The 23,673-nt window shown below is 66.2% G+C and carries 22 protein-coding genes; 6 read left to right on the plus strand and 16 right to left on the minus strand.

Features of this window, described 5'->3' with window-relative positions; genetic code table 11:
• Nucleotides 1-143 precede the first annotated feature (143 nt).
• Complete coding sequence (locus ACQR1B_RS01610; protein WP_434831560.1) at nucleotides 144-611, plus strand: PH domain-containing protein; 468 nt, start codon at nucleotides 144-146, stop codon at nucleotides 609-611.
• Between the two features lie 30 nt (nucleotides 612-641).
• Entirely contained in the window at nucleotides 642-1,406 is a 765-nt protein-coding gene (gene ubiG / locus ACQR1B_RS01615; protein WP_434831619.1) for a bifunctional 2-polyprenyl-6-hydroxyphenol methylase/3-demethylubiquinol 3-O-methyltransferase UbiG, read from the plus strand.
• A gap of 358 nt (nucleotides 1,407-1,764) precedes the next feature.
• Here the strand turns inward: ubiG and ACQR1B_RS01620 are convergent, their stop codons facing one another.
• Nucleotides 1,765-2,046, minus strand: a complete 282-nt coding sequence (locus ACQR1B_RS01620; protein WP_434831559.1) for a GIY-YIG nuclease family protein — start codon at nucleotides 2,044-2,046, stop codon at nucleotides 1,765-1,767.
• Between the two features lie 239 nt (nucleotides 2,047-2,285).
• Between ACQR1B_RS01620 and ACQR1B_RS01625 the strand changes: the two genes are divergently transcribed.
• Nucleotides 2,286-3,185 (plus strand): EamA family transporter, encoded by a 900-nt coding sequence (locus tag ACQR1B_RS01625; RefSeq protein WP_434831558.1) that lies wholly within the window; start codon nucleotides 2,286-2,288, stop codon nucleotides 3,183-3,185.
• Here ACQR1B_RS01625 and ACQR1B_RS01630 read toward each other — a convergent pair whose 3' ends face one another.
• The 5 genes from ACQR1B_RS01630 to ACQR1B_RS01650 all read right to left on the minus strand — a co-directional run bounded on the left by ACQR1B_RS01630 (nucleotide 3,186) and on the right by ACQR1B_RS01650 (nucleotide 6,308).
• On the minus strand, nucleotides 3,186-3,623 hold the full coding sequence (locus ACQR1B_RS01630; RefSeq protein WP_434831557.1) for an EamA family transporter: 438 nt from the start codon (nucleotides 3,621-3,623) through the stop codon (nucleotides 3,186-3,188).
• A 200-nt stretch (nucleotides 3,624-3,823) separates the two neighbouring features.
• A complete protein-coding gene (locus ACQR1B_RS01635) occupies nucleotides 3,824-4,309 on the minus strand; it encodes a DUF1178 family protein (protein ID WP_434831556.1) in 486 nt (161 codons plus the stop codon).
• Nucleotides 4,306-5,184: a carbon-nitrogen hydrolase family protein gene (locus ACQR1B_RS01640; RefSeq protein ID WP_434831555.1), complete on the minus strand. Its 879-nt coding sequence runs from the start codon at nucleotides 5,182-5,184 to the stop codon at nucleotides 4,306-4,308. The genes ACQR1B_RS01635 and ACQR1B_RS01640 overlap by 4 nt, the downstream gene beginning before the upstream one ends.
• Nucleotides 5,181-5,474, minus strand: coding sequence for a glutaredoxin 3 (gene grxC, locus ACQR1B_RS01645; protein ID WP_434831554.1), 294 nt, complete (start codon nucleotides 5,472-5,474; stop codon nucleotides 5,181-5,183). The genes ACQR1B_RS01640 and grxC overlap by 4 nt, the downstream gene beginning before the upstream one ends.
• Nucleotides 5,475-5,504: 30 nt before the next feature.
• Nucleotides 5,505-6,308, minus strand: coding sequence for a ComF family protein (locus ACQR1B_RS01650; protein WP_434831553.1), 804 nt, complete (start codon nucleotides 6,306-6,308; stop codon nucleotides 5,505-5,507).
• 79 nt (nucleotides 6,309-6,387) lie between these two features.
• On the opposite strand from ACQR1B_RS01650, the gene ACQR1B_RS01655 reads away from it, so the two are divergent.
• Nucleotides 6,388-7,245: a methyltransferase domain-containing protein gene (locus ACQR1B_RS01655; protein ID WP_434831552.1), complete on the plus strand. Its 858-nt coding sequence runs from the start codon at nucleotides 6,388-6,390 to the stop codon at nucleotides 7,243-7,245.
• A 31-nt stretch (nucleotides 7,246-7,276) separates the two neighbouring features.
• On the opposite strand, the gene ACQR1B_RS01660 is transcribed toward ACQR1B_RS01655, so the two are convergent.
• Nucleotides 7,277-7,687 (minus strand): (deoxy)nucleoside triphosphate pyrophosphohydrolase, encoded by a 411-nt coding sequence (locus ACQR1B_RS01660; protein WP_434831551.1) that lies wholly within the window; start codon nucleotides 7,685-7,687, stop codon nucleotides 7,277-7,279.
• A gap of 197 nt (nucleotides 7,688-7,884) precedes the next feature.
• On the opposite strand from ACQR1B_RS01660, the gene ACQR1B_RS01665 reads away from it, so the two are divergent.
• A complete protein-coding gene (locus tag ACQR1B_RS01665) occupies nucleotides 7,885-9,213 on the plus strand; it encodes a TadE/TadG family type IV pilus assembly protein (RefSeq protein ID WP_434831550.1) in 1,329 nt (442 codons plus the stop codon).
• Between the two features lie 66 nt (nucleotides 9,214-9,279).
• Here ACQR1B_RS01665 and argJ read toward each other — a convergent pair whose 3' ends face one another.
• Together argJ and ACQR1B_RS01675 are read right to left on the minus strand one after the other, a co-directional pair.
• Nucleotides 9,280-10,521 (minus strand): bifunctional glutamate N-acetyltransferase/amino-acid acetyltransferase ArgJ, encoded by a 1,242-nt coding sequence (gene argJ / locus ACQR1B_RS01670; RefSeq protein ID WP_434831549.1) that lies wholly within the window; start codon nucleotides 10,519-10,521, stop codon nucleotides 9,280-9,282.
• 280 nt (nucleotides 10,522-10,801) lie between these two features.
• Entirely contained in the window at nucleotides 10,802-11,704 is a 903-nt protein-coding gene (locus tag ACQR1B_RS01675) for a peptidylprolyl isomerase (RefSeq protein ID WP_434831548.1), read from the minus strand.
• Between the two features lie 395 nt (nucleotides 11,705-12,099).
• Here ACQR1B_RS01675 and secA point away from each other — a divergent pair, with 395 nt between their 5' ends.
• Nucleotides 12,100-14,952 (plus strand): preprotein translocase subunit SecA, encoded by a 2,853-nt coding sequence (gene secA, locus ACQR1B_RS01680; protein ID WP_434831547.1) that lies wholly within the window; start codon nucleotides 12,100-12,102, stop codon nucleotides 14,950-14,952.
• A 369-nt stretch (nucleotides 14,953-15,321) separates the two neighbouring features.
• On the opposite strand, the gene ACQR1B_RS01685 is transcribed toward secA, so the two are convergent.
• From ACQR1B_RS01685 to ACQR1B_RS01715, 7 genes are all read right to left on the minus strand, one after another.
• Nucleotides 15,322-16,389, minus strand: coding sequence for a glycoside hydrolase family 3 N-terminal domain-containing protein (locus ACQR1B_RS01685; protein ID WP_434831546.1), 1,068 nt, complete (start codon nucleotides 16,387-16,389; stop codon nucleotides 15,322-15,324).
• A gap of 196 nt (nucleotides 16,390-16,585) precedes the next feature.
• Complete coding sequence (locus ACQR1B_RS01690; RefSeq protein ID WP_434831545.1) at nucleotides 16,586-17,884, minus strand: flavin-dependent oxidoreductase; 1,299 nt, start codon at nucleotides 17,882-17,884, stop codon at nucleotides 16,586-16,588.
• Nucleotides 17,885-18,084: 200 nt separating this feature from the next.
• Nucleotides 18,085-18,615 (minus strand): GNAT family N-acetyltransferase, encoded by a 531-nt coding sequence (locus ACQR1B_RS01695; protein WP_434831544.1) that lies wholly within the window; start codon nucleotides 18,613-18,615, stop codon nucleotides 18,085-18,087.
• A gap of 41 nt (nucleotides 18,616-18,656) precedes the next feature.
• The gene (locus ACQR1B_RS01700; protein WP_434831543.1) at nucleotides 18,657-20,573 is read right to left on the minus strand and encodes an acyl-CoA synthetase; all 1,917 of its coding nucleotides are present in this window, start codon (nucleotides 20,571-20,573) and stop codon (nucleotides 18,657-18,659) included.
• Nucleotides 20,574-20,800: 227 nt separating this feature from the next.
• The gene (locus ACQR1B_RS01705) at nucleotides 20,801-21,661 is read right to left on the minus strand and encodes an aKG-HExxH-type peptide beta-hydroxylase (protein ID WP_434831542.1); all 861 of its coding nucleotides are present in this window, start codon (nucleotides 21,659-21,661) and stop codon (nucleotides 20,801-20,803) included.
• The gene (locus ACQR1B_RS01710) at nucleotides 21,658-22,500 is read right to left on the minus strand and encodes a hypothetical protein (RefSeq protein ID WP_434831541.1); all 843 of its coding nucleotides are present in this window, start codon (nucleotides 22,498-22,500) and stop codon (nucleotides 21,658-21,660) included. Before ACQR1B_RS01710 ends, ACQR1B_RS01705 begins: the two co-directional genes overlap by 4 nt.
• On the minus strand, nucleotides 22,497-23,633 hold the full coding sequence (locus ACQR1B_RS01715) for a radical SAM protein (RefSeq protein WP_434831540.1): 1,137 nt from the start codon (nucleotides 23,631-23,633) through the stop codon (nucleotides 22,497-22,499). The genes ACQR1B_RS01710 and ACQR1B_RS01715 overlap by 4 nt, the downstream gene beginning before the upstream one ends.
• Between the last annotated feature and the right edge of the window lie 40 nt (nucleotides 23,634-23,673).

The following is a 23,673-nucleotide window of genomic DNA, read 5'->3' on the forward strand; positions in this document are numbered from 1 at the left end:
GACGCGCTCATTCCCATCAGGAGGATAAGTTGACCGGCCCGCGCGGAAACCGGAGGCGCGCCAGCCGAAACGCGCGTATACATAGCGCCGCGGCTTCGGGCAAGCCGGTTCCTTGTGGTGATGGAGTGGGGTAGAGGATTGGTATGGCGCGTTATATCGACGAAATCCTGCAACCCGGCGAGAAGGTGCTGTATTCGACCAATGCGCATTGGATTTTTTATCTGCCGGCGATCGGGGCCTGGATCGTCGTGTTCGGCCTGCTCGTTCTCTCCCGCATGACCTTGAACGACAACCTCGTGATGCTGTGCCTGGCAACGGCGGCCGTCATGGCCCTGGTGGCGTTGTATTGGACGGTCCGCGCCTGGTTCCACCGTCTCACCACCGAGACCGACGTCACCAATCGCCGGGTCGTTCACAAAACCGGCTTCATCCGGCGCCGTACCTTCGAGATGGCCCTCGACAAGGTCGAGAGCGTGGACGTCAACCAGACCATCATGGGACGGCTTCTCAATTACGGTGACGTCACCATCAAGGGTGTAGGCGAAGGTCACGAGAAGATCCCGACGATCGCGGAGCCGTTGGCGTTTCGTAACGCCATCACTGTGCGCTAGATTCGATCATTTGAGTATTCAGCAATGACAATGCCTCAGGATTCTCGCAGCACCCCTGGTTCTCCGGGCTCCACGGTCGATCCGGCCGAGATCGCCAAGTTCTCGAAGCTGTCAGAGACCTGGTGGGATCCCAAGGGCAAGATGGCGCCCTTGCACAAGATCAACCCGCTGCGCCTGACCTACATCCGCGACGCCGCCTGCCGGAAGTTCGAGCGCAACGCCAAGAGCCTCAATTGCCTGGCGGGGCTGCGCATGCTCGACATCGGTTGCGGCGCCGGCCTGCTGTGCGAGCCGTTCACGCGGCTGGGCGCGCAGGTCGTCGGCGTCGATCCCTCGGCCAGCAACATCGCCGCCGCCAGGCTGCATGCCGAAAAGGGCCATCTGTCGATCGACTATCGCTGCACCACGATCGAGGAGATGGACCCGCGCGAGCGCTTCGACATCGTATTGGCGATGGAGGTCGTCGAGCACGTCACCGACGTCGGCGCCTTTCTCGGTCGCTGCGCCGCGGTGCTGAAGCCGGGCGGGATGATGGTGGTCTCGACCCTGAACCGCAATTGGAAGAGTTTTGCGCTCGCCATCGTCGGCGCCGAATACGTGCTGCGCTGGCTGCCGCGTGGCACCCATGAATGGAGCAAGTTCGTCACTCCTGACGAACTGACGAAGTACCTGCTCGACAACCGCCTCGTCATCACCGAGCAGAGCGGTGTCGTCTACAGCCCGTTCGCCGACCGCTGGAGCCTGTCGACCGACATGGACGTGAACTACATGATGGTCGCGGAACAGATGGTGTGAGGCCAGATTTATTCTGGTCAGCCCGGATGTTGCTCCACCAATAGTGTCGTCCCTGCGAACGCAGGGACCCATAACCCCAGGGAGGGGTTTGGGGCACGCTGGGAGATTGGTCGCTAGCGGGCTTTCCCTGGCGCGACAAGTTCAATGTTCATCCCGCCTCAAGACAGATCACGCGGTATGGGTCCCGGGTCTGCGCCCGCTGACGCTTCGCGTCACCGGGCTTGCCCGGGACGACAGCTTTGTTTCTTGCGCGAGCTTCGCTTTCGGTGTCGCCGGCCCAGTCCGCATGTTGCTCCACAACCGGTGTCGTCCCTGCGAACGCAGGGACCCATAACCCCAGGGAGGAGTTTGGGGCACGCTAGGAGATCAGATCGCTGAGATCTCGCCATTCGAGATTGTCGCGCTCGATCAACTCGATCTTCCAGTCGCGCTTCCAGCGCTTCAGTTGTTTCTCGCGGGTGATCGCCTCTTCGGCGACAGCATGGGGTTCGACGTAGACGAGGCGAAAGACCGCGTACTTCTTGACGAACTGCGAGCCTTCGCCTTTGCGATGCTGCTCGAGCCGTGTCTGCAACGAGTTGGTCACGCCGATATACAAGGTGCCGTGACGGCCGCTTGCGAGAATGTAGACATAATACATAGCCGCGCCATCGCTTGGATGGATTGTCCAACCCAACTGAAGCCGGTGGTTATGGGTCCCTGCGTTCGCAGGGACGACACCGGTTGTGCGGCGAGAGTGTACCACAAGCCTTGGAAATGCGCCGACCGGTCTGCCGCGATCTGCAATCCTGACATGCGGCTGAATCTCCGCCTGCACGGTTGACCCGGCGCGCCGCGATGGTCACGGTGGCCGGCCCTCACAGCCGCACCGTGCCCCGCATGTTTTCCATCGCCTCGCTCTGGATTCCCTTCACGCTGGTGGCCGCGGCCGGTCAGGTCGCGCGCAATGCGATGCAGCGGTCGCTGACGGCGAAGCTCGGCACCTGGGGCGCGACCAACATCCGCTTCCTGTTCGGGTTTCCGTTCTCGCTCGTGTTCCTGACCGCGGTGTTGCTGGCCACCGGCGATCGCCTGCCATGGCCCTCGGCCGCGTTCTGGCCGTGGCTGCTGCTCGGCGCGCTCAGCCAGATCATTGCCACCGGTTTGATGCTGCTGGCGATGACCGACCGCTCCTTCGTGGTCACGACGGCCTATCTGAAAACGGAAGCGATCCAGACCGCGATCTTCGGCTTCATCTTCCTTGGCGATCCGCTGTCGGTGCCGAAGGTGATCGCCATCCTGATCGCCACCATCGGCGTCGTCATCACCGCGCTCAGGCCCGGCGGCGAAAAGAGCTTTGCCGAGTTGAAGCCGACCGTCATGGGGCTCGTCGCAGCGGCCGCGTTCGCGCTGTCGGCCGTCGGCTTCCGCGGCGCCATCATCACTGTCGACGGCGTATCTTTCGTCACCGCCGCGTCCACCACGCTGGTCTGGGGGCTGTTCGTGCAGACGGCCATCCTCACCGTCTATCTGCTGGCGCGCGCTCCGGACGTCTTGCGCGGCATCCTGTCGCTATGGCGACCGTCCATGATGGCCGGCTTCGTCGGCGCCTTCGCCTCGCAGTTCTGGTTCCTGGCGTTTGCGTTGACCGCGGCGGCCAACGTCCGCACCCTGGCGCTGGTCGAGGTGCTGTTCGCGCAGGGCGTCTCGTACTATTCGTTCAAGCAGCCGGTGTCGCTGCGCGAGGTCTGCGGCATCGTGCTGATCGTCGCCGGCGTGGCGCTGCTGATCGCAGTGTGATCAGCCCTTGATCGCGATCAGCACGGCGCCGCCGGCGATCAGGGCGATGCCGATCCAGCCCTGCGGCGAGGGCCGTTCGCCGAGAAACACGACGCCGAACAGCGCCACCAGGACGACGCTGAGCTTGTCGATCGGCGCGACCAATGTCGCCGGTCCGAGCTTGAGCGCGCGAAAGTAGCACAGCCAGGAGGCGCCGGTGCCGAGCGCCGACAGCGTCAGGAACACCCAGCTTCGTGGCGAGATCGGTCCGGGGCTCGTGAGCTGCCCCGTCGCAAACAGGATCATGGCCAGCGTCACCAGCACGATCGTTGTACGGATGAGGGTGGCGAGATCGGAGTTGATGCCCTCGACGCCCACCTTGGCGAAGATCGCGGTCAGCGCCGCGAACAGCGCGGACAGGAGAGCCCAGAGTTGCCAGGAGGAGGAGAGAGGGGACATCAATGTCGCTCTGACGGATGTGTTGCTCAGACGACGGAAGGAGGAGAGAGGCTGAGCTCTTCCTCCGTCACTGCGAGCGAAGCAATCCGGAGTGTTCGCTTGGCTGCTGGATTGCGTCGCTTCGCTCGCAATGACGCAGAGTCATCGAGAGTTGCGCTTGGTTCGCGCGCGAGCGCTGCGGAACTGGCCGGCTCTAACCCTCAATTCCGGTCGTCCGGCAGCACCGGGATCGGGGCGACCTCGATGCCTTCATCGATCAGTTCGCGGGCCTCGTCGAGCGAGGCCTCGCCATAGATCGGCCGGTGTTCGGTCTCGCCGTAATGCATCTTGCGCGCTTCGGTCGGAAAGCGCTCGCCGACGTCGTCGGCGTTCTTGACGATGTGGTCGCGCAGCTCCTTGAGCTTGGCGCGCAGCTCGCGCTCCTGCGCCATCATGAGCGACGTCGATCCCGGCGGGATCACCTCCTGCGTCGGCGGCGCGGACGCAGGCACGGCAGCCGCCGGCGCGACATCGCGGCCCTTCTTGCTGACGATGCGCGGTGCCATGATCGCCTTTTCGACCTTGGTCGAGCCGCAGGTCGGGCATTCCACCAGCTTTCGCTTCACCTGCTGGTCGTAGGCCGACGAGCTCTGAAACCAGCTTTCGAAGGTGTGATCACGCTCGCAGCGCAGCGCGTAGCGGATCATGCCGAACCCCGCACCAGGTGCAGATAATCCGGACCCGCGTTGGGATCGGCGAGGCCGAACCGGCGGCCGTGCTGCAGCGAGGGAATGGTCTGGCGCACGCTCTCGACCCGCGCCGGATCGATGCGCGCCAGGATCACGCCGGGCTCGACGCCGCCCTCGGCGAGAATCTCGCCCCAGGGGTCGATGATCAGCGAATGACCGAAGGTCTCGCGCTTGTTCTCGTGCAGCCCGCACTGGGCGGCTGCGAACACGAAGCAGCCGGTCTCGATGGCACGGGCGCGCAGTAACGTGTGCCAATGCGCCTCGCCGGTCTTGCGGGTGAAGGCGGAGGGCACGCTGATGAAGGAGGCGCCGCTTTCGGCCAGCGCACGGTACAACGCCGGAAAGCGCACGTCGTAGCAGATCGTCAGCCCGAGCCGGCCCCAGGGCAGGTCCGAGATCACGGCCGTCTCGCCGGGCTGATAGTTGGCGGATTCGCGATAGCTCTCGCCGCCCGGCAGGTCGATGTCGAACATGTGGATCTTGTCGTAGCTCGCCAGCACCTGGCCGTCGGGCCCGATCAGGAACGAGCGGTTCACCGCCTTCTCTGCGGAGAAGCGCAGCGCCAGTGACCCGATGTGCAGATGGATATTCAGCTCCTTGGCCAGCGCGCGGTAGGCCCTGAGCGAGGGATCGTCCTCCTCGCTCTTGAGCTGCTCGAACAGCGCCGTGCGGTTGAGCTGCATCATGTTGCTCACTTCCGGCGTCTGGACGTATTGCGCGCCCTGCGCGACCGCTTCCCGGATCAGCCTGGTGCCCTGCTCGAGGCTCGGCTCGGGCAGCAGCGCGGTCCGCATCTGCACCATGGCGGCGGTAAAGCTGCGGTCGTTGCTCATGATGTCGCCTTGTCTTCGGCCAGTTTGTCTCCCGTCAGCATGGCGTCGAGCCTGCCCTCGCGATCGAGCGCATAGAGATCGTCGCAGCCGCCGATATGGGTCTGGCCGATGAAGATTTGCGGAAAGGTCGAGCCCGGGCCGACACGATCATACATCTTTTGCCGGACCGTCGGATCCTTGCCCGCGTCGTGCTCGGTGAAGGGGACGTTCTTGCGGGTCAGGAGCGATTTCGCGGCCGTGCAGTAGCCGCATCCGGGCCGGGTGTAGATTTCGATCGCAGCAGTGGTCATGTCGCGCTCAGCTGTTACGGAATTGTCAGATTATATGGGAGCGCGGGGCGCATCGACAACCCGGGCGAAGACCAGCACGCGGACCTCGGTCGCCTTGGCGCGCAGCAGAGCGCGGGCGCAGGCATCCACCGTGGCGCCGGTGGTCAGGACATCGTCGACGATCACGACGCGGCGCCCCTGCACATCGTGCAGGCGGTCCGCCGATACCTGGAATGCGCCCTGCACATTGCTGGCACGCTGGGAGCGCGACAGGCCGATTTGCTGCTCGGTGGCGCGCACGCGGCGCAGCGCGTCGCCCTGCAGCCTGACGCCGCTCGCGCGCGCGACCACCCGCGCCAGCGCGCCGGACTGGTTGTAGCGGCGGGAAAAGCCGCGCCGCCAATGCAGCGGCACCGGCACCAGCAGGTCGGCATCGGCCAGCAGCTCGCGGCCGGCGCGCGCCATCCAGCGGCCCATGATCGGCGCCAGATCGGTGCGGTCCTGATATTTCAGCTGATGCACCAGGGTCTGCGCGACCTCGTCATAGCGCACCGCGGCGCGCGCCTTGGCATAGGCCGGGGGCGCCGCGATCGCCTCCATCGACAGCAGCTCGGGACCGGGATCGTAGACGAAGGGGATGCCGAGCTTCGGGCAGTAGGGCCGCTCGATGAACGACAATTTGCCCCAGCAGGCTGCGCAGACGCCCTCGCCGTCGACCGGCTCCCGGCAGGCGATGCAAAGGGTCGGCAGCGCGATGTCGAGCGCGAGCTTGGCCATATGAGCAAGGCCGCCATGCAGCGCGCTGGCGGCTGCACGGAGTCGTCCGACGCTGATGGGGGCAAACGTGACGTACATCCGTCGAGGCTACCGCCGCAGCCAGCACGGCTCAAGCGGCGCATTGCCCGGCCGCGAGGATCGTCGTAACCAGCCCCGCATGACTCAGCCCGCTTCTGCGCCCATTGTGTTCGATCGAAACCTGCTTGCGCGCCGGCAGCGGCGGGCTGCAATTGCGCCGGAGACGTTCCTGCTGGACCGCGTGGCCGAGGATCTTGCGGATCGCCTCGCCGCCGTGAACCGGTCCTTCACGCAGGCGGCCGACGTCTGGACGCCGGGCACGGGCTTGCAGCCGTATCTCGCGGGACGCCTCTCGCAGCTCGCGCCTATCGCTGCGCCCGACACGGGGGACGAAACGCTGCCGCTGGCGCCGCAGTCGCTCGAACTGGCGCTGTCGGCGCTGGCGTTCCAGTTCGTCAACGATCTGCCTGGACTGCTGGTGCAAATCCGCCGCGCCCTGCGCCCCGATGGCCTGCTGCTCGCAGCCATGATCGGCGGCGACACGCTGACCGAGCTGCGGCAGAGCTTCGCGGCCGCCGAGGCCGAAATCGAGGGCGGCGTGTCGCCGCGCGTCGCGCCGTTCGCCGATCTGCGCGATGTCGGCGGGCTGCTGCAGCGGGCCGGCTTTGCGCTGCCCGTCGCCGACGTCGACCGCGTCGTGGTGCGCTATGCCAGTGCGTTCGCCCTGATGCAGGATCTCCGCCGCATGGGCGCGACCAACAGTCTGGTCGAACGCCGCCGCATGCCGCTGCGCCGCGCCACCTTGCTGCGCATGGCCGCGATCTATGCCGAGCGCTTTGCCGATCCCGACGGCCGCATCCGCGCCACCTTCGACATCATCTGGATGTCCGGCTGGGCCCCGCATGACAGCCAGCAGAAGCCGCTGAAGCCGGGGTCCGCGACGGTGAGCCTGGAGGCGGCGGTGAAGCGCAGCCCAAGCATGGGGAACGACGAGTAGCGAAACTCGTCATCGCCGGGCGCGGCGCGCCTCACATCAGTAGATCGATCAGGTGCGGCAGCAGCGGAATGTCCGCGGGCGGCATCGGATAGTCGCGCAGTTTGTTGGGCCGCACCCAGGCCAGTTGCTGACCCTCGCGTGCCGTGGCCAGTCCCTCCCAGCGCCGGCAGATGTACAGCGGCATCAGCAGATGGAACGTCTCATAGGCGTGGCTGGCGAAGGTTAGCGGCGCGAGACAAGCCTCGCGCACGGTGATGCCGAGTTCCTCGTCGAGTTCGCGGATCAGGCTGGCTTCCGGGCGTTCGCCCGGCTCGAGCTTGCCGCCGGGAAATTCCCAGAGCCCCGCAAGCGTCTTGCCGGGCGGCCGCTGCGCCAGCAGCACGCGATTATCGGCGTCGACGAGCGCGCAGGCGACCACGAGGGTAAGTTTCAAGTCGGGCATGATCCGGTCGGTCGAGCCTGGAATGTGCGCTGTCCGCTCGATCGAACCGAAACAGCCGGACGCGCCTGTTGAGGGATTCTTAACCTAGGCTGTTTCGAGCCCTGATTCCACGATGGAAATAAGCCAACCTTAATGGGCCTGGACGTATTTTCACGGGTGTCCGCCGTGACACCCTCATGGTTCTCTAGGCATATTTCATGCGCATTCTTTTTGGTCTGCTCGCCCGCCTGCGTCGCGACGTCAGCGGCAACGTCGCGGTGACGTTCGCCATCGTCTGCGTCCCGCTGATCACGGCGGTCGGCTGCGGCATCGATTACAGCCGCACCAACCAGATGCGCGCCAAGCTGCAGTCGGCGGTGGACGCCGCCTCGGTCGGCGCCGTGTCGAGGACCTCGCCGGCCTTCATCGCGGCGGGCTCGATGACGACCGACGGCGTCATCCCCGCCGGAAATGACGACGCCAGGAAGATCTTCAACGGCAACATGTCCGGCACCACGGGCTATACGCTGAACAGCATCACGCCCGAGGTGAAAAAGTCGGGCTCCGTCGTGACCGCCACGGTATCGTTCTCGGCCACCGTGCCGACGATGTTCATGAGCATCGTCGGCTTCAAGACCATGTCGCTGCAGGGCTCATCGACGGCGAAGGCCTCGATGCCGAAATACATCGACTTCTATCTGTTGCTCGACAATTCGCCGTCGATGGGCGTCGCGGCGACGCCGGCCGACGTGACCAGGATGATCAACGCGACCTCCGACAAGTGTGCCTTCGCCTGCCACGACTACAACGATTCCAACAACTACTACAATCTCGCCAAGACGCTCGGCGTCACCACGCGGATCGACGTGCTGCGCAGCGCCACCCAGCAACTGATGGACACGGCGCAGCAGATGCAGACCTATTCCAGCCAGTTCCGGATGGCGATCTACGATTTCGGCGCGGCGTCGAAGACGATCGGCCTGCGTGCGCTGTTTTCGCTGTCTTCGAGCCTGTCCAGCGCCAAGAGCGCCGCCGGCAACATCGACCTGATGGGGGTCTACGGCAACAACGATTCCTATACGGCCGACAAGGACACGCCGTTCACCACCGTCTTTCCCGCGATCAACAACGATATCTCGACCCCGGGCGACGGCACGTCGGGCTCGCCGCTGAAATATCTGTTCTTCGTCTCGGACGGCGTCGCCGACGAGAGCAATGCCGCCTGCCTGAAGGCCAAGGCCAGCGGCAACCGCTGCCAGTCGCCGATCAATCCGGCACTCTGCACCGCGTTGAAGAACCGCGGCATCAAGATCGCCGTGCTCTACACCACCTATCTGCAACTGCCGACCAACAGCTGGTACATGACCTGGATCGACCCCTTCAACAAGGGCCCGTTCGGTCCGTCGCCGAACAGCGAGATCGCGCAGAAGATGCAGGCCTGTGCCTCGGACGGGTTCTACTTCGAGGTGTCGCCGACCCAGGGCATTGCGGATGCGATGAACGCGCTGTTCAAGAAGGCGGTCGCGGACGCCCGCATCGCGAGCTAAGCGGAACCAGTATCCCCGGAGAGCGCAACGGCGCCGACCGGGGTCTCAATCCGGATGCGGCAACGTTTAGGACCTGTAGTCGCCGTTGATCGCGACATATTCCTTGGTCAGGTCGCAGGTCAGCACGCGGTCGCGGCCCTTGCCGAGGCCGAGTGCGACCTTGATCTGGATGGTCTGCGCCTTCATCGCCTCCGAGACCTCCTTCTCGTCATAGGACGGATCGCGCGCGCCCTTCGACGCCACGCGGATGCCGTTGAAGGAGATCGAGAGCTTGTCGCGGTCGGCCGGCTCGCCGGCCTTGCCCACGGCCATGACGACGCGGCCCCAATTGGCGTCCTCGCCGGCGATCGCGGTCTTCACCAGCGGCGAGTTGGCGATCGACATCGCGATTCTGCGGGCGGACGGCTTGTTCTTGGCGCCCTCGACGATGATCTCGACCAGCTTGCGAGCGCCCTCGCCGTCGCGCGCGACCTGCTCGGCGAGGTCGGCCAGGACGGCGTTGAACGCCTTGACGAAGGCTTTCGCACGGGGATCGCCGGCGCGGCTGATCTTCGGCGCACCCTTGGCCGCGGCGGCGCCGGTGGCGAAGGCGAGCAGCGTGTCGGAGGTCGAGGTGTCGCCGTCGATCGTCACCGCGTTGAACGTGTCCTCGACGCCGGCCTTGAGCAGCGCCTGCAGGGCAGGGGCCGTGATCGGCGCGTCGGTGAAGATGAAGGACAGCATCGTCGCCATGTCGGGCGCGATCATGCCGGCGCCCTTGGCCATGCCGTTGATCGTCACCTTGGCCTTGCCGAGCTTGACGGTGGCGGTCGCGACCTTCGGGAAGGTGTCGGTGGTCATGATGGCGCGCGCCGCGCCCATCCAGTCCTCGGGCGCCGCGGTGCCGGCGAGGCCCTCCAGCACGCCGTCGAACTTGGTGGCGTCGAGCGGCTCGCCGATGACGCCGGTCGAGGCGAGGAAGATCTCGTCCTGCTTGCAGCCGACTGCCTTGGCCGCGATCGATGCCGTCAGCGCCGTCGACTGCTTGCCGGTCTTGCCGGTGAACGCGTTGGCGTTGCCGGAATTGACCACCAGCGCGCGGGCCTTGCCGCCCTTGAGCTTCGCCCGGCACCATTCGACCGGGGCCGATGGGCATTTCGACAGCGTGAACACGCCGGCCACCGTGGTGCCGGGATCGAGCAGCGCCAGCAGCACGTCGGTGCGGTTCTTGTAGCGGATGCCGGCCGCCGCGGTCGCCAGCTTGACGCCCGCAACGGCGGGCATGTCGGGGATTTCGGTCGGGGCGAGCGGGGAGACGGCTGAGGACATCGAGAAGCTTCCGGCAGGGATGAGCGGGAAGCGCTCTGTATCATCTCGGTCAATGATACGGGAGAGGCTTGCAACACCCACAGTGTCATCCCCGCGAACGCGGGGATCCATAACCACAGGATTTAGTCGTGATCCGCGGTATTGGCCGCGTGCCCATTCCACACATCACGCGGTATGGGTCCCGGCGCGGAGGCCGGGACGACACCCTTTGTGACGCGACGGTCACGGCTGTCTGACAACTCTGTTTCGAGCCGACGACGTCGCGTTAGAAGCGAACCGCTTACTTCTTCGCCGGCTCGGCCGGCTTCGCGTCGGCCGGCTTGGCAGCGTCGGTGGCAGCCGGCTTGTCCAGGCGCTCGATCTTGGCGGCCTCGCGCAGCTTGCCGACGTAGTCGGCCTGGGCCTTGCGGGTGACGTAGGTCTCGATCTGGCCCTTGACCTGGTCGAACTCCGGCGGCTTGCGGCTGCGCTTCTCTTCGACCTTGATGACGTGCCAGCCGAACTGGGTCTTGACCGGATCGGAAATCTTGCCCGGCTCCAGCGCGAAGGCGACGTTGGCGAATTCCGGCACCATCTGCTCCTTGGTGAAGAAGCCGAGGTCGCCGCCGTCGGAGGCGCCGGGGTCCTTGGACTTCTTCTTGGCGAGCTCGGCGAAATCGGCGCCCTTGGCGAGCTCGGCCTTGACGGCCTTGGCCTCGTCCTCGGTCTCGACCAGGATGTGGCGCGCATGCACCTCCTGCTCGCCGCCGATCTGCTTGGAGGCCTCCTCATAGACCTTCTTCATCGCGTCCGGCGTGGTCGCGGCCTTGCCCTCGCTGGCGAGCAGGCTGTCCATCAGCAGGCGGCTACGGGTGAAGGCGAGGCGCTTCTTGAAGTCCTCGCTGTCGGCGACCTTCTTGTCCTCGGCCGCCTTGGACACGAGCTTCATGTCGATCAGGAACGACAGCACGTTCTCGTCCTTGGTCGCCGGATCCATCTGCGCAAGGCTCGGCCCGAGTTCCTCCTCGGCGAGCGCGACGTCGCTCTTGCGGATCTCGGCCCCGTTCACCTTGGCCAGCACCGGGTTGGCATCGTCGGCCGCGCGCACCGGGCTGACGAGCAGGGACAACGCGAGACTGCCGGCAAGAGCGGTGGCAAGTCCGAAGCGCAGGCCGGTTTTCGTAACCGGGAACGACGTGGTCATGGAAAATCCTTGTCTTGAAGAAGGGGGCTCCAGGGGGCGAGGCCTTTGGGGCGGCGGCGACACTCGCCCAATCGCCGTGCCTTGGCAACGCGAAAAGTCTGTCAATTTCGTGAAATCGGGGCCATGTTCGCGGGCGCCGTCGCGGCGCCGGGCGCCGTTGACAACGTTCCCCCCCAGCCATATCTCTGCCCGATCGCTTCAAGGGCGATAGCGCTTATTTTGCTGCGTTTTTGGCCGTTGACCCTGGTTTGCTCGTCTCCCACTCATCTGACGGCCGCCCGATGGCGCCGACGTTCGAGCCTGGCGCGGGTGCTGCGGTGCATCATGCCGGGAACAGCAAACCCAAACCATGAGTTACGGCTGCAACGCAGACCTACAGAGGCAGGATTTCAGCAATGATCGGCGCGCTCGCCCGTAAGCTTTTCGGCTCCGCCAACGACCGTCGTGTCAAGGGCTACCAGGCCCGTGTCAACGCCATCAATGCGCTGGAGCCGGAGCTTGCCAAGCTGTCGGACGAGGCGCTGAAGGCGCGCACCGCGGAGTTCAGGACGCAGCTCGCCGACGGCAAGACGCTCGACGACATTCTGGTGCCGGCCTTCGCCACCGTCCGCGAGGCCTCCAAGCGCACCCTCGGCCAGCGCCATTTCGACGTCCAGCTGATCGGCGGCATGGTGCTGCACGAGGGCGACATCGCCGAGATGAAGACCGGCGAAGGCAAGACCCTGGTGGCGACCCTCGCGGTCTACCTCAACGCGCTGGCCGGCAAGGGCGTCCATGTCGTGACGGTGAACGATTACCTCGCCCGTCGCGACGCCGGCTGGATGAGCCAGATCTACGGCTTCCTCGGTCTGACCACCGGCGTCATCGTCCACGGCCTCGACGACGCCGAGCGCAAGCAGGCCTATGCCTGTGACATCACCTACGGCACCAACAACGAATACGGCTTCGACTATCTGCGCGACAACATGAAGTACCGGCTGGAGGACATGGTCCAGCGCGGGCACTACTTCGCGATCGTCGACGAGGTCGACTCCATCCTGATCGACGAGGCGCGCACGCCGCTGATCATCTCCGGGCCGCTCGACGACCGCTCCGACTTCTACAACACCATCGACACCTTCGTGCCGCAGCTCGACAAGTCCGACTACGATGTCGACGAGAAGCAGCGCACGGTCACGTTGACCGAAGCCGGCATGGAGAAGATCGAGACCCTGCTGCGCGACGCCGGCCAGCTCAAGGGCGAATCGCTGTACGACGTCGAGAACGTCTCCGTCGTGCACCACATCAACCAGGCGCTGCGCGCCCACACGCTGTTCACCCGCGACAAGGACTACATCGTCCGCGACGGCGAGGTCGTCATCATCGACGAGTTCACCGGCCGCATGATGCCGGGCCGGCGCTATTCGGAAGGCCTGCACCAGGCGCTCGAGGCCAAGGAGCACCAGCCGGTGCAGCCCGAGAACCAGACCCTGGCCTCGATCACCTTCCAGAACTACTTCCGCATGTATTCCAAGCTCGCCGGCATGACCGGCACGGCCGCGACCGAGGCCGACGAGCTGTTCGACATCTACAAGCTCGAGGTGCTGGAGATCCCGACCAACCTGCCGGTGGCGCGTCTCGACGAGGACGACGAGGTCTACCGCACCCAGCAGGAGAAATACGCCGCGATCCTGGCCGAGATCGAGCGCGCCAACTCGCGGCTGCAGCCGGTGCTGGTCGGCACCGCCTCGATCGAGAAGTCGGAAGTGCTCGCCGCCTATCTCAAGCAGCACGGCTACAAGCAGATCGATTTCGGCAGCGAGCGGGCGCTCGACAAGCTCTATGCGGCGGCCCGCGCCGGCAAGCCGGCCAAGCTGTTCGCGGTCCTGAACGCGCGCTTCCACGAGCAGGAAGCCTATATCGTGGCCGAGGCCGGCGTGCCCGGCGCGATCACGATCGCGACCAACATGGCGGGACGCGGTACCGACATCAAGCTCGGCGGCTCGCTGGACATGCGTCTGCAGCAGGAGACGGCCAGCATCACCGACGAGGCCGAGAAGGCCGCCAAGATCGAGCAGCTCAAGGCCGAGATCGCCAGCTTCCGCGAGATCGTGCTGAAGGCCGAGGAGACGGTCGAGATCGAGCCCGCCAAGGGCTCGCGTCCGGCCAAGACCGTGACCAAGCCCGGCGGCCTCTACATCATCGGCTCGGAGCGCCACGAATCCCGCCGCATCGACAACCAGCTGCGCGGCCGCTCCGGCCGCCAGGGCGATCCTGGCCGCTCGAAGTTCTTCCTGTCGCTGGAAGACGACCTGATGCGCATCTTCGGCTCCGACCGGCTCGACAGCATGCTGACCCGGCTCGGCCTCAAGGAAGGCGAGGCCATCATCCATCCCTGGATCAACAAGGCGCTGGAGAAGGCACAGCAGAAGGTCGAGGCGCGCAACTTCGACATCCGCAAGAACCTCTTGAAGTTCGACAACGTCCAGAACGACCAGCGCAAGGTGATCTTCGACCAGCGCGTCGAGCTGATGCAGGACGAGAGCGTGGTCGAGACCATCACCGACATGCGCCATGCCTTCATCGACGACCTCGTCGCCAAGCACGTTCCGGAGCATGCCTATGCCGAGCAGTGGGACGTGGCCGGCCTGAAGGAAGAGCTGAAGCGCGTGCTCGACGTCGAACTGCCTGTCGACGACTGGGCCAAGGAAGAGGGCATCGCCGACGAGGAGCTGCTCAAGCGCATCGAGACCCACGCCGACGAGCGCATGGCCGCCAAGGTCGCGCAATGGGGCCCGGACGTGATGCGCTACGTCGAGAAGACGATCCTGCTGCAGACGCTCGACCACCTCTGGCGCGAGCACCTGATCATGCTCGACCATCTGCGCCAGGTCATCGGCCTGCGTGGTTATGGCCAGCGCGATCCGCTGCAGGAGTACAAGTCGGAAGCGTTCACGCTGTTCGAGGCGATGATCGCGCATCTGCGCGAAGCGGTCACCGCGCAGCTGATGCGGGTCGAGATCGTGCCGCCGGAGGAGCAGCAGCCCACGCTGCCGCCGATGCAGGCGCACCATGCCGACCCGACCACCGGCGAGGACGAACTGGCGTATGCCAACGTCTCCCTGGCGCCGTCCTCGGCCGCCGCCCCGGTCCCGGCCGAGGCGCGCAACCCGAACGACCCCACCACCTGGGGCAAGATCGGCCGCAACGAGGACTGCCCCTGCGGCTCCGGCAAGAAGTACAAGCACTGCCACGGCAGGTACGCGTAAGCGCGGGCCGGGTCGTCTCTCCGTCGTCATTGCGAGCGTAAGCGAAGCAATCCAGAATCCCATCGGGACTCTGGATTGCTCTGGCCTGCGCTCTCCGAGCTTAGGTGGACAAGTCGCTACGCTCGCAATGACACTGTTGGTCGAGCTGTCCGCCAAATCATCACTGTCGTCCCTGCGAACGCAGGGACCCATAACCACAGGGCGACATAGTGAGGCACACTGGTAGCTCCAGTGTGCTCATTCAAATTGGCCGGTGGTTATGGGTCACCGCGTTCGCGGGGACGACCCTGTGAGTTCGGCACGATCCGGGCAAACCTTCCAATGTCCTCCCGGCGAACGCCGGGATCCATAGCTACAGACTCCAGCGTGCTACTTCAGGTCCGCTTGCGAATATGGGAAGCCGGTTCTACGCCCAACGGCGTTGGCGTGGCGCTGGGAATGTTTGCGGCCGTGCTGCGCCCAGCCTAATCTCCATTTTCGAATGCGCGCGGCGGAGCGCTGCAGCGCGGCGGTCTCGAGTTCGCCGGAGCAGACGGCCGCGGTCAGCGCGCCGTTGATCTCACGGCCGACATCGGAGGTCTGGTCCTCGTCGCTGAATTTCGTGAACATGATGATGTCGACCCCGGCCTTGACCGCATCGATGGCGGCGGCGGCCGGCGACTTCGCGTCGAGGATGGCCTTCATGGCGAGGTCATCCGTCATGACCACGCCGTCATAGTGGAGGTCGTGGCGCAGCAGACGATCGACCGCATGCGCGCCGCTCTGGGTTGCGACATCGCCCCATCGCCGGGCGTTGGCGAGATGTCCGACCATGACCGCCTCGGCCAGCCCTCGCCGGATCAGGCGCCTGTAAGGCTTCAACTCGGCTGATGACCAAGTGGTGGTGACGTCGGCAATGCCGGCGTGGCTGTCGGCGGTCGACGATCCATGCCCCGGAAAATGCTTGAGCACCGTCAGGACGCCCTGCTGGCGGTGCGCCTGGATGAAGGCCGCCGCATAGCGGACGACGGTGGCAGCGTCGCTGCCATAGCTGCGTTGCCGCTGTCCGATGATCGGGTTCGACGGGTTGGTGTTGAGGTCGACCACCGGCGCGAGGTTCACGTTGATGTGCAGCGCCGCGAGCTTCTCGGCAAGAGCTGCATAAGCCGCGCGCGCCGCCGGAACCGAGCCGTGGGCGATCTCCGCGGCCGAAGGCGTTGCCGCAAGGCCAATGTTGGGGCCGAGGCGCTCGACGGTGCCGCCTTCATCGTCGATGGCGATGAAGGGAGGAGCCGCGCATTTGCAGGATCGGATCCGGTCGATCATCGCGATGAGATCATCTCGCGTTTCGACATTGCGGCCGAGGATGACGACCCCGCCGATCAGCCCCTCTTCCAAATCGGCCAGGACCTGATGAAATCCAGGATCCGATGCCTTGGTCCCGAAGAAGCCGGCCATGATCATTGGCCCGACCAGCTGTGAGGTTGCCCGCCTGTTGCTGCAGTCGGCGGCAACCCCGGACTGATCCGACAGGATCAGGGACGCGAAGACCAGGGAAAGTCGGCCCCATCGTCGAATCATCGCGGTCTCTGGCTGCCGTTTCGGCGACTGGCTCGTATGCACCGCTTCAGATCACGCCGCTGACGGAAGCGGCTCAGATCGTGGCCAGGCTGTCGACGCGCGCCCCTTCCGCAATCGTCCGCGGCGCCGCGTTGAGCTGCTCGATCGCAAAGCCAGCGGCCTTCTTGTAGCCGGCCATGAAGGCGTCGCGCTCGGCCGGCGGGATGACGTCGTCGATATCGGTGAACGTGCCGCCGCAGCGTTCGTCGACCATGTTGAGGAGGCCGAACGGGCCGGCGCCGCGGTTGCGCAGGATGACCTGCGAGATCGGGCCGCACAGCTTGTCGTCATAGGCCGCGAGCGCGGCCGGCGTCACGCCGTGGGCCAGCAGCATGGTGCCGAGCACGCGGGCGTCAACGATGGCCTGACTCGCGCCGTTGCTGCCGGTCGGATACATCGCATGCGCGGCGTCGCCCATCAGCGCCACCGGGCCGTCGACCCAGGTCGGCACCGGATCGCGGTCGATCATCGGGTTCTCATAGGCGCCGTCGGCACCCGCAATCAGTGCGGGCACGTCGAGCCAGTCATAGGTCCAGCCGGCAAAATGATGCGCGAATTCGCTGACAGGCACCTGCCGGAACCAGCCGGTCTGCTTCCAGCCCTCGGTGTTGTCCATCGTCACTTCGGCGATCCAGTTGATCAGCGCCAGCCCCGTCTTCGGGTCGGGATGCGAGATCGGATACACCACGACGCGGTGGCGATGGGTGCCGAGGCCGACGAACGACGAGCCGGTGCGCATCGGCTTCGCCCGGGTGACACCGCGCCACATCACCGCGCCGCCCCAATGGATCGGCGGCTGCGCCGGGTGCATCTGGGCGCGGATCGCCGAATGAATGCCGTCGGCGCCGATCAGCAGCCGGCCGCGCTGCTCTGACCGCGAGCCATCGGCATGCTCGACGCGCGCCGTCACGCTGCCGTCGGCGTTCTTCTGATAGCCGCTCACGCGGCTGCCGAGCCGCACGGTCTGTGCGCCCGCGCGCTGCACCAGCCGGCTGTACAGCAGCATGTGCAGCTTGCCGCGATGCACGGCATATTGCGGCCAGTTGTAGCCGGCAAGCAGCCCGCGCGACTCGGAGTAGATGTCGTTGCCGTTCAAGCCGACGAGCGCCCATTCCTGCGCGGGCACGCCGACCTGGTCGAGATCATCAGGCCCGATGCCGAGATCGTAGAGCTCGCGCACCGCATTGGGCTGCAGATTGATGCCGACCCCGAGCGGCCGCATCTCGCGCACGCTCTCATAGACGATGCAGGGCACGCCGATCTGCTGCAGGGTGAGTGCGGTTGCGAGACCGCCGATGCCGCCGCCGGCGATGAGGACAGGAAGGTCGGTCATGGGCATGGGTCCGTCACGCGTGAACTCGAAAGCAGGTCAAGGGAATGCGGGCACGGCGCTACGCGTGCGGATCGCCTCCCCTTCGATCCCCGGCCAGCATTGTCGGCTGGTCTGATGGTTAAGGCCTAGTTCAGAAGGCCAGCCGAGACAAGGGGGATGGGCTGCTCGCAACCCTTCGGTAGCTTAGTGCCATTCGGCATTCACACCGATTGTTCAATCGCGAGATCAAGCCGCAGCCGTTTCGTCATGAAGAGGCTGAGCGGATCGGCTCTGTATTGGCCAAAAGGCCCGCAATCCTGATAGCCGGAGCTGCGATAGAGCTCCATCGCTTGCGGCTGTCTGATGCCGACTTCGAGACTGACGCGGTCGATCCCGCGAGTTCGGGCTTCGTCTTCCAGAGCCGTGACCAGCTTGCGTCCGAGCCCACATCCGCGTGCCGTTTCGCGCACGAACAGCCGCTTGATCTCTGCATGTCCCGGAGCAATCGGCCGAAGAGCGACCGAGCCGAGCAGCGATCCGTCGCGACGCGCCGCGAGGAAGACAACGCCGGGCGGCGCAAGGGCGTTGGCGTCGACAGGGTGTCGCTTTTGGGCAGGGTAAAGCGTCTGCAGATAGCCGTCGGCCTCCGCCATGAGGGCCGCCACGCCAGGCTGCCTGGCATCTTCGACCGCGATGGTGATGTCGGTTTCGTTCATCTGCGTGGAGCCGAGCGGAGCAAATCCCGTCGCCATGATGTCAGAACGCGACCGCCGCGATCAACGCCGGGCAGGCCTCACCCCATCACCACCTCATGCCGGATCACGAACGGCGCCAGCAGCGTGTGCACTTCGTTCTCGATCGCCTCGCGTTGTTCCGCCGGCACGTTGCGCAGGGTCACCGTGGCGAGGCTGCCATGGCTGCCGTGGGCGCCGACCTTGACGCTGCAATCGATGCCGCGGTCGGTGAGCTGTGACAGCACCTTGGTGAACACGCGCGTCGCCGCGTCCCAGCGCAATTGCGGCTTGAACACCTTGCCGACACCGGTCACCGGCATCGGGTCGATTGGAATGATCTGCACCGGCACCGCGGCGCGCTCGGGGGTGCGCGCGCGCACCCAGTCCTCGAGTTCGCCCGGCTGCACGGCAGCGCCCGGCTTGAGCTGGACGTAGCCGATCGGCAGCTCGCCGGCATAGGCGTCGGGCTGGCCGACCACCGCGGCGAAGCCGACCGCCGGATGCTGGAACAGGATCTCCTCGATCGGCGCCGGATCGATGTTGTGGCCGCCGCGGATCACGAGGTCCTTGGCGCGGCCGGTGATCCAGAGGAAGCCGTCGGCGTCGAGCCGGCCGAGGTCGCCGGAATTGACCCAGTGGCCGTCGATGAAGGCGCCCTTGTTGTGGGCGTCGTCGAGATAGCCTGAGAACACGCCGGGCCCGGCCATGATGACGACGCCGATCTCATCCGCCGCGCAGTCGCGCTCGTAGCGCCCGTCGGCATCGAGCTTGACGATGCGCACTTTCGCGTAAGGCACGGGCAGGCCGACCGAGCCGAGCCGGATCGGCTGGTCCGGATAGGCCATGGTGTGGACGCTCGCCGTCTCCGTCATGCCGTAGACCTCGACCACCGGCAGCTTCAGCTTGTCCATGATCGCCTGGCCCACCGCGACCGGAATCGCGGAGCCGCCGCCGGCGGCGTAGCGCAGGCTGGAAATGTCGGCGTTGCCGCGGGGCACCGCGAGCGTCGCCGCCAGCACCGTCGGCACGCTCGACAGCGTCTCCGGCTTGAAGCGTTCGACCAGGCCCCAGATGTTGCGCACCGCATTCGGATTGCGCCAGCCGGCGCCCGACAGCACCACGAGCGAACCCCCGGCGGAGAGCGTCTGCAGCGCCTGGGTCAGCGATCCCCCGACATGGAACAGCGGCATGCCGAACAGCAAGGTGCCGCCGGGCTTGGCCTTCAGCACCAGGTTGATCGCCCAGGCCTGATAGACTTGGTTGCCATGACTGTGACGCACCAGCTTCGGCGTGCCGGTGGTGCCGCCGGTGTGGAAATAGGCGGCGGTGTCGCCGGCCTTGATCTGCCGGCCGCTGACGAGATGATCGCTCGGCTGCGGCCCGATCAGGTCGTTGAAGGCGTGGATGCCGTTGCCCGGGTCGCCGCCACCATGTACCTGCACGATCGCCGTGAGGTGTTTCAGGCGGCCGCGCACCTTCTCGACCTTCTGCCAGATGTCGGTGCCGGGCAGGGGGCCGAGCGTCACCAGCACTTTGGTCTTGGCAGCATCCAGAATCTCGGCGATCTGGTGCGGCTCCAGCAGCGGATTCACCGGGTTGGCGATCCCCGCGGCCTCGGCGCCGAACAGCGTGACGAAGGCGTCGGGCACCAGCGGCAGCATGAAGCTGACGACGTCGCCGGGGCCTATGCCGAGCGCATGAAACATGTTGGCGGCCTGCGTCACCCGCGCGACGAAGTCGCGATAGGAGATCACGACCGGCGTGTCGGCCGGGTCGGCGTTGGGAAGAAACTGGATCGCCGGCGCATCCGGATTGGCCGAGGCGCCGCACTTGAGCGCCTCATAGGTGCTCTGTGCGGCGATGCGCTCGTTGTACGGCGTCTGCTCGAAGGCGCGGATGTCAGCCGTGCTGGCGAATGTCGGATAGTCGCTGCCGATGCCGCGATCGAGCAGATGAATGCCCATAGGAATCCGCATGGCCTGTCCTCCCTGTGTCGTGTCCTCGTCCGGCCGATGCGGCCGCCGATCGCGCGCAGGCTCTCGGGCCCGTTCGTCGCGATCATCAACTGGCAGGATGAGGGAGGATTCGTCTTGCGTCCATCCCGGCGTTGCCGGTCTCAAGGGCACATTTGCCGCAGGTGGGCAGCGCCGCGCTGAGGCCGCCCTGTTGTTCGATCCGTCAGTCGGATCTCGTTGTTGGTCGGTCACAGGGCCGGCGTGCCGAAGCCGTTGACCTCGAGGATGGCGCGGGCGCGGGTCAGGACCTGGCTCGACCAGGTCATGAAGGCGTCGATGAAGACCGCGCCGTTCGCGTCGGTCTGCACGTGCGCCCTGATTTCCTCGAACCCGGCTTCCATGCGGGGGACGTTGCGGGCGAGCAGGAACAGGGCGAGGCGCTTCTGATCCGCGGGCGTGGCGGTCGCATCGTGGATGGCGACGTCGAGTGCGGTGACGTGGATGAACGAATATTGCGCGTGCAGCACCGCGGTCATCGGCCGCCTGCGGGTGGTGATGATCGGGCTGCGATAGAGCGCGGCGGGGTCGTTGGTGATCAGCCGCTGCGCCTGCTCCAACGAGACCCCGAGCGCGCGCAGCTTGTGATGAGCCATCTCGTGGACGATGGCCTGGGCCAGCGCGATCGGGCTGTCGATCGTGACCATGATGGTGCCGAACTCAGCTTCCAGCGAATGGCTGGAGGAGCCGGGCACGCGCAGCCAGATGTCCGGTGGCATGCTGGTGTCGGTGTAGACCTCGATCGTGTCGAGCAGCCGCGGCACCTGCGCCGCCGCTTCGGGCCAGGCGTCGAGCAACGCTTCGGCGATGGCGAGATGCGGATGATCGGGCGCAGCCGGAGCGTAGCGCGGCGGGGCCAGACCCGGCTCGGCGCGGTTGCGGATGGCGACCCTGCCGCCGAACAACGTCGGTGCGCCGTCGGGGGCCCGCCGCTGCCAGGGCATCGGCCGCAGCAGCGACGGGCCGGAGCTGGCCAGGGCCACCACGATATCGGTGTCGTAGCCGTCGGCCTGCGGCGCGGCGATACGGCGCCAGTCGATGTTCGTGCTCATGCCCGGCTCCCGGCGCGGGTGCGGAAGGGATGGCCCAGGCCCCGTGCGGCATGGTCGGGCATCGCGCCGCCATCATGGTCGACGCGCAGCAACTCGCCGGTCGCAACGGTGTCGCGAACGAGACGGAACACCGGGGTCTTGATCTCGGCAATCCCGTGCAGAGCGGTCCAGCTCATCGGCCAGGACAGAATGTGCTCCAGCAGGGCCATGGTGTCGGCATGGCCGTGGGCGCTGCCGAGCGCGATCAGCGCGCGCGCGTCGGCGGCTGCCGTGGGGCAGCCGAAGCAGCACGGCCAGCGCAGCGAGAGCATCAGGCCGAGCGGGGCGAGCAGCGGGTTGGCGAGCGGCGTGCAGGGAATGTGAAGGGTGTGCGAGGCGGCACAGTCGGTCGGTGTTGCGGTTGCAGTCTGCCAAATCGGGTCGGGGCTGCTCCAGCCGGCGGCGGGATGGCCGCAGCAGGGGTCGCGCATGCCGCCGTCGACCTCGCCCTGCTGCGGGCTGCAGGCCGGGCGGAGTTGCACCAGCATCCGGCCGGAGAGGCCGCGGGCGGTGGCGTGCGGGATCAGAGCCGGATTGATCGGCCGGGTCGTGAGACCCACGGCGTGGTGCGCTGCGAGGTCGCGCAGCCGATCGAGCGAGCAGGGGCGCACGGCGGCGGTGAGGCCCGCAGGGGCATCGCGGGCCGCGAGCACGGCGAGATCCTCCAGCGAAGTCTCGATGGCCGCGAGCTTCGGTTGCCACTGGGCGCGCGCGGCGTCGCTGACCCAGGCGGTGCGGCAGAACGGCGACAGCCGGAAGCCGAGCGGCACGCCGTCGGCGCGCGCTGGGAGCGCATTCATGCTCGAACCTCCACGCGGGTCTGCGTGCCCCAGCGCGACAGCGCCGCGATCTCGCGCTGTTCGCGCAGCGGGTGGATCGACAGCGGCGTCTCGCCGGCACGGATCAGCTGATTCTCGATCGTGGCGAACAGCGCCATCCAGATCGCGCAATGCTCGGTCCTGTTGCGCCAGTCGCCGCCGATCGCGGTGCCCGGGCACTGGCCTTTGCACATCAGGAAGAATCGGCAGCCGTGGCAGCCGCCATAGGCTTGCGGCGTGTGATAGAGCGCGATGCTGCGCTCATAGCCGCTGCTGTCCGCCTTGAGGTAATCGACGCCATCCTTGTTGGTGCGGCCGCAATTGCTCGACTGGCCATTGCCTTCGATGCCGCGCACCGCCGCCGTCGCCAGCGGATCGCAGGCGCGCCACACGCAGGAGACGCCGCGCTCGTCGCCGGACAGCAACCGCTTCATCTCCTCGATCAGATCGAAGCGAAGACCCTTCAGTTCGTCCTGCAGCCGCGCAAAGCCCAGGATCGCCGCGACATTCTCGCGCACGGACAGCGCCAGCGTGTCGCGGGTGGTGGCGTCGTCGACCTCGAGCAGATGCAGCCGCGCGCTGCGCACGCCGGCCGCATCGAGTTCGCGCATCCAGTCGAACATGCGCGGCAGCATCGCGGCGGAGGCGTTGCCGCGATGCAGCGTGACGATCAGCCCCGGCGGCTGGTGCTCGCGGCACAACCGCTCGATCGCCGCCTGCACCGCCGCGGTGCTGTGGCGGGTGCCCGCGCGCTTGCGGTCGGCGCGGGCATCGTTGAGTTCGTCTGGGCCGTCGATCGAGATGCCGACCTGCACGTTGTAGCGCTTGAACAGCGCGACATGCGCGTCATTGATGAGGACGCCGTTGGTCTGGACGCCGCTGCCGCCATGGCGCGCGTGGCCATAGGCCAACAGCTCCTCGAGATCGGCGAGCTTCATCAGCAGCGGCTCACCGCCGAACAGGATGAAGCGCGATCCCTCGCGATCGAGGGCGGCCTTCATCTTCGCCATGTCATAGCTTTGGCGCAGATTGCCGGCTTCACGCAGAGGGTTCTGATAGCAGTAGGTGCAGGCGAGGTTGCACGCCACCCCGAACGGCCGCAGCTCGACGCCCATGGTCAGTCTCCCCGGCCGCTGATCATGGACTGGCGATGCA

The organism is Bradyrhizobium oligotrophicum, from assembly GCF_051168495.1.
Taxonomy (GTDB): Bacteria; Pseudomonadota; Alphaproteobacteria; order Rhizobiales; family Xanthobacteraceae; genus Bradyrhizobium; species Bradyrhizobium oligotrophicum_A.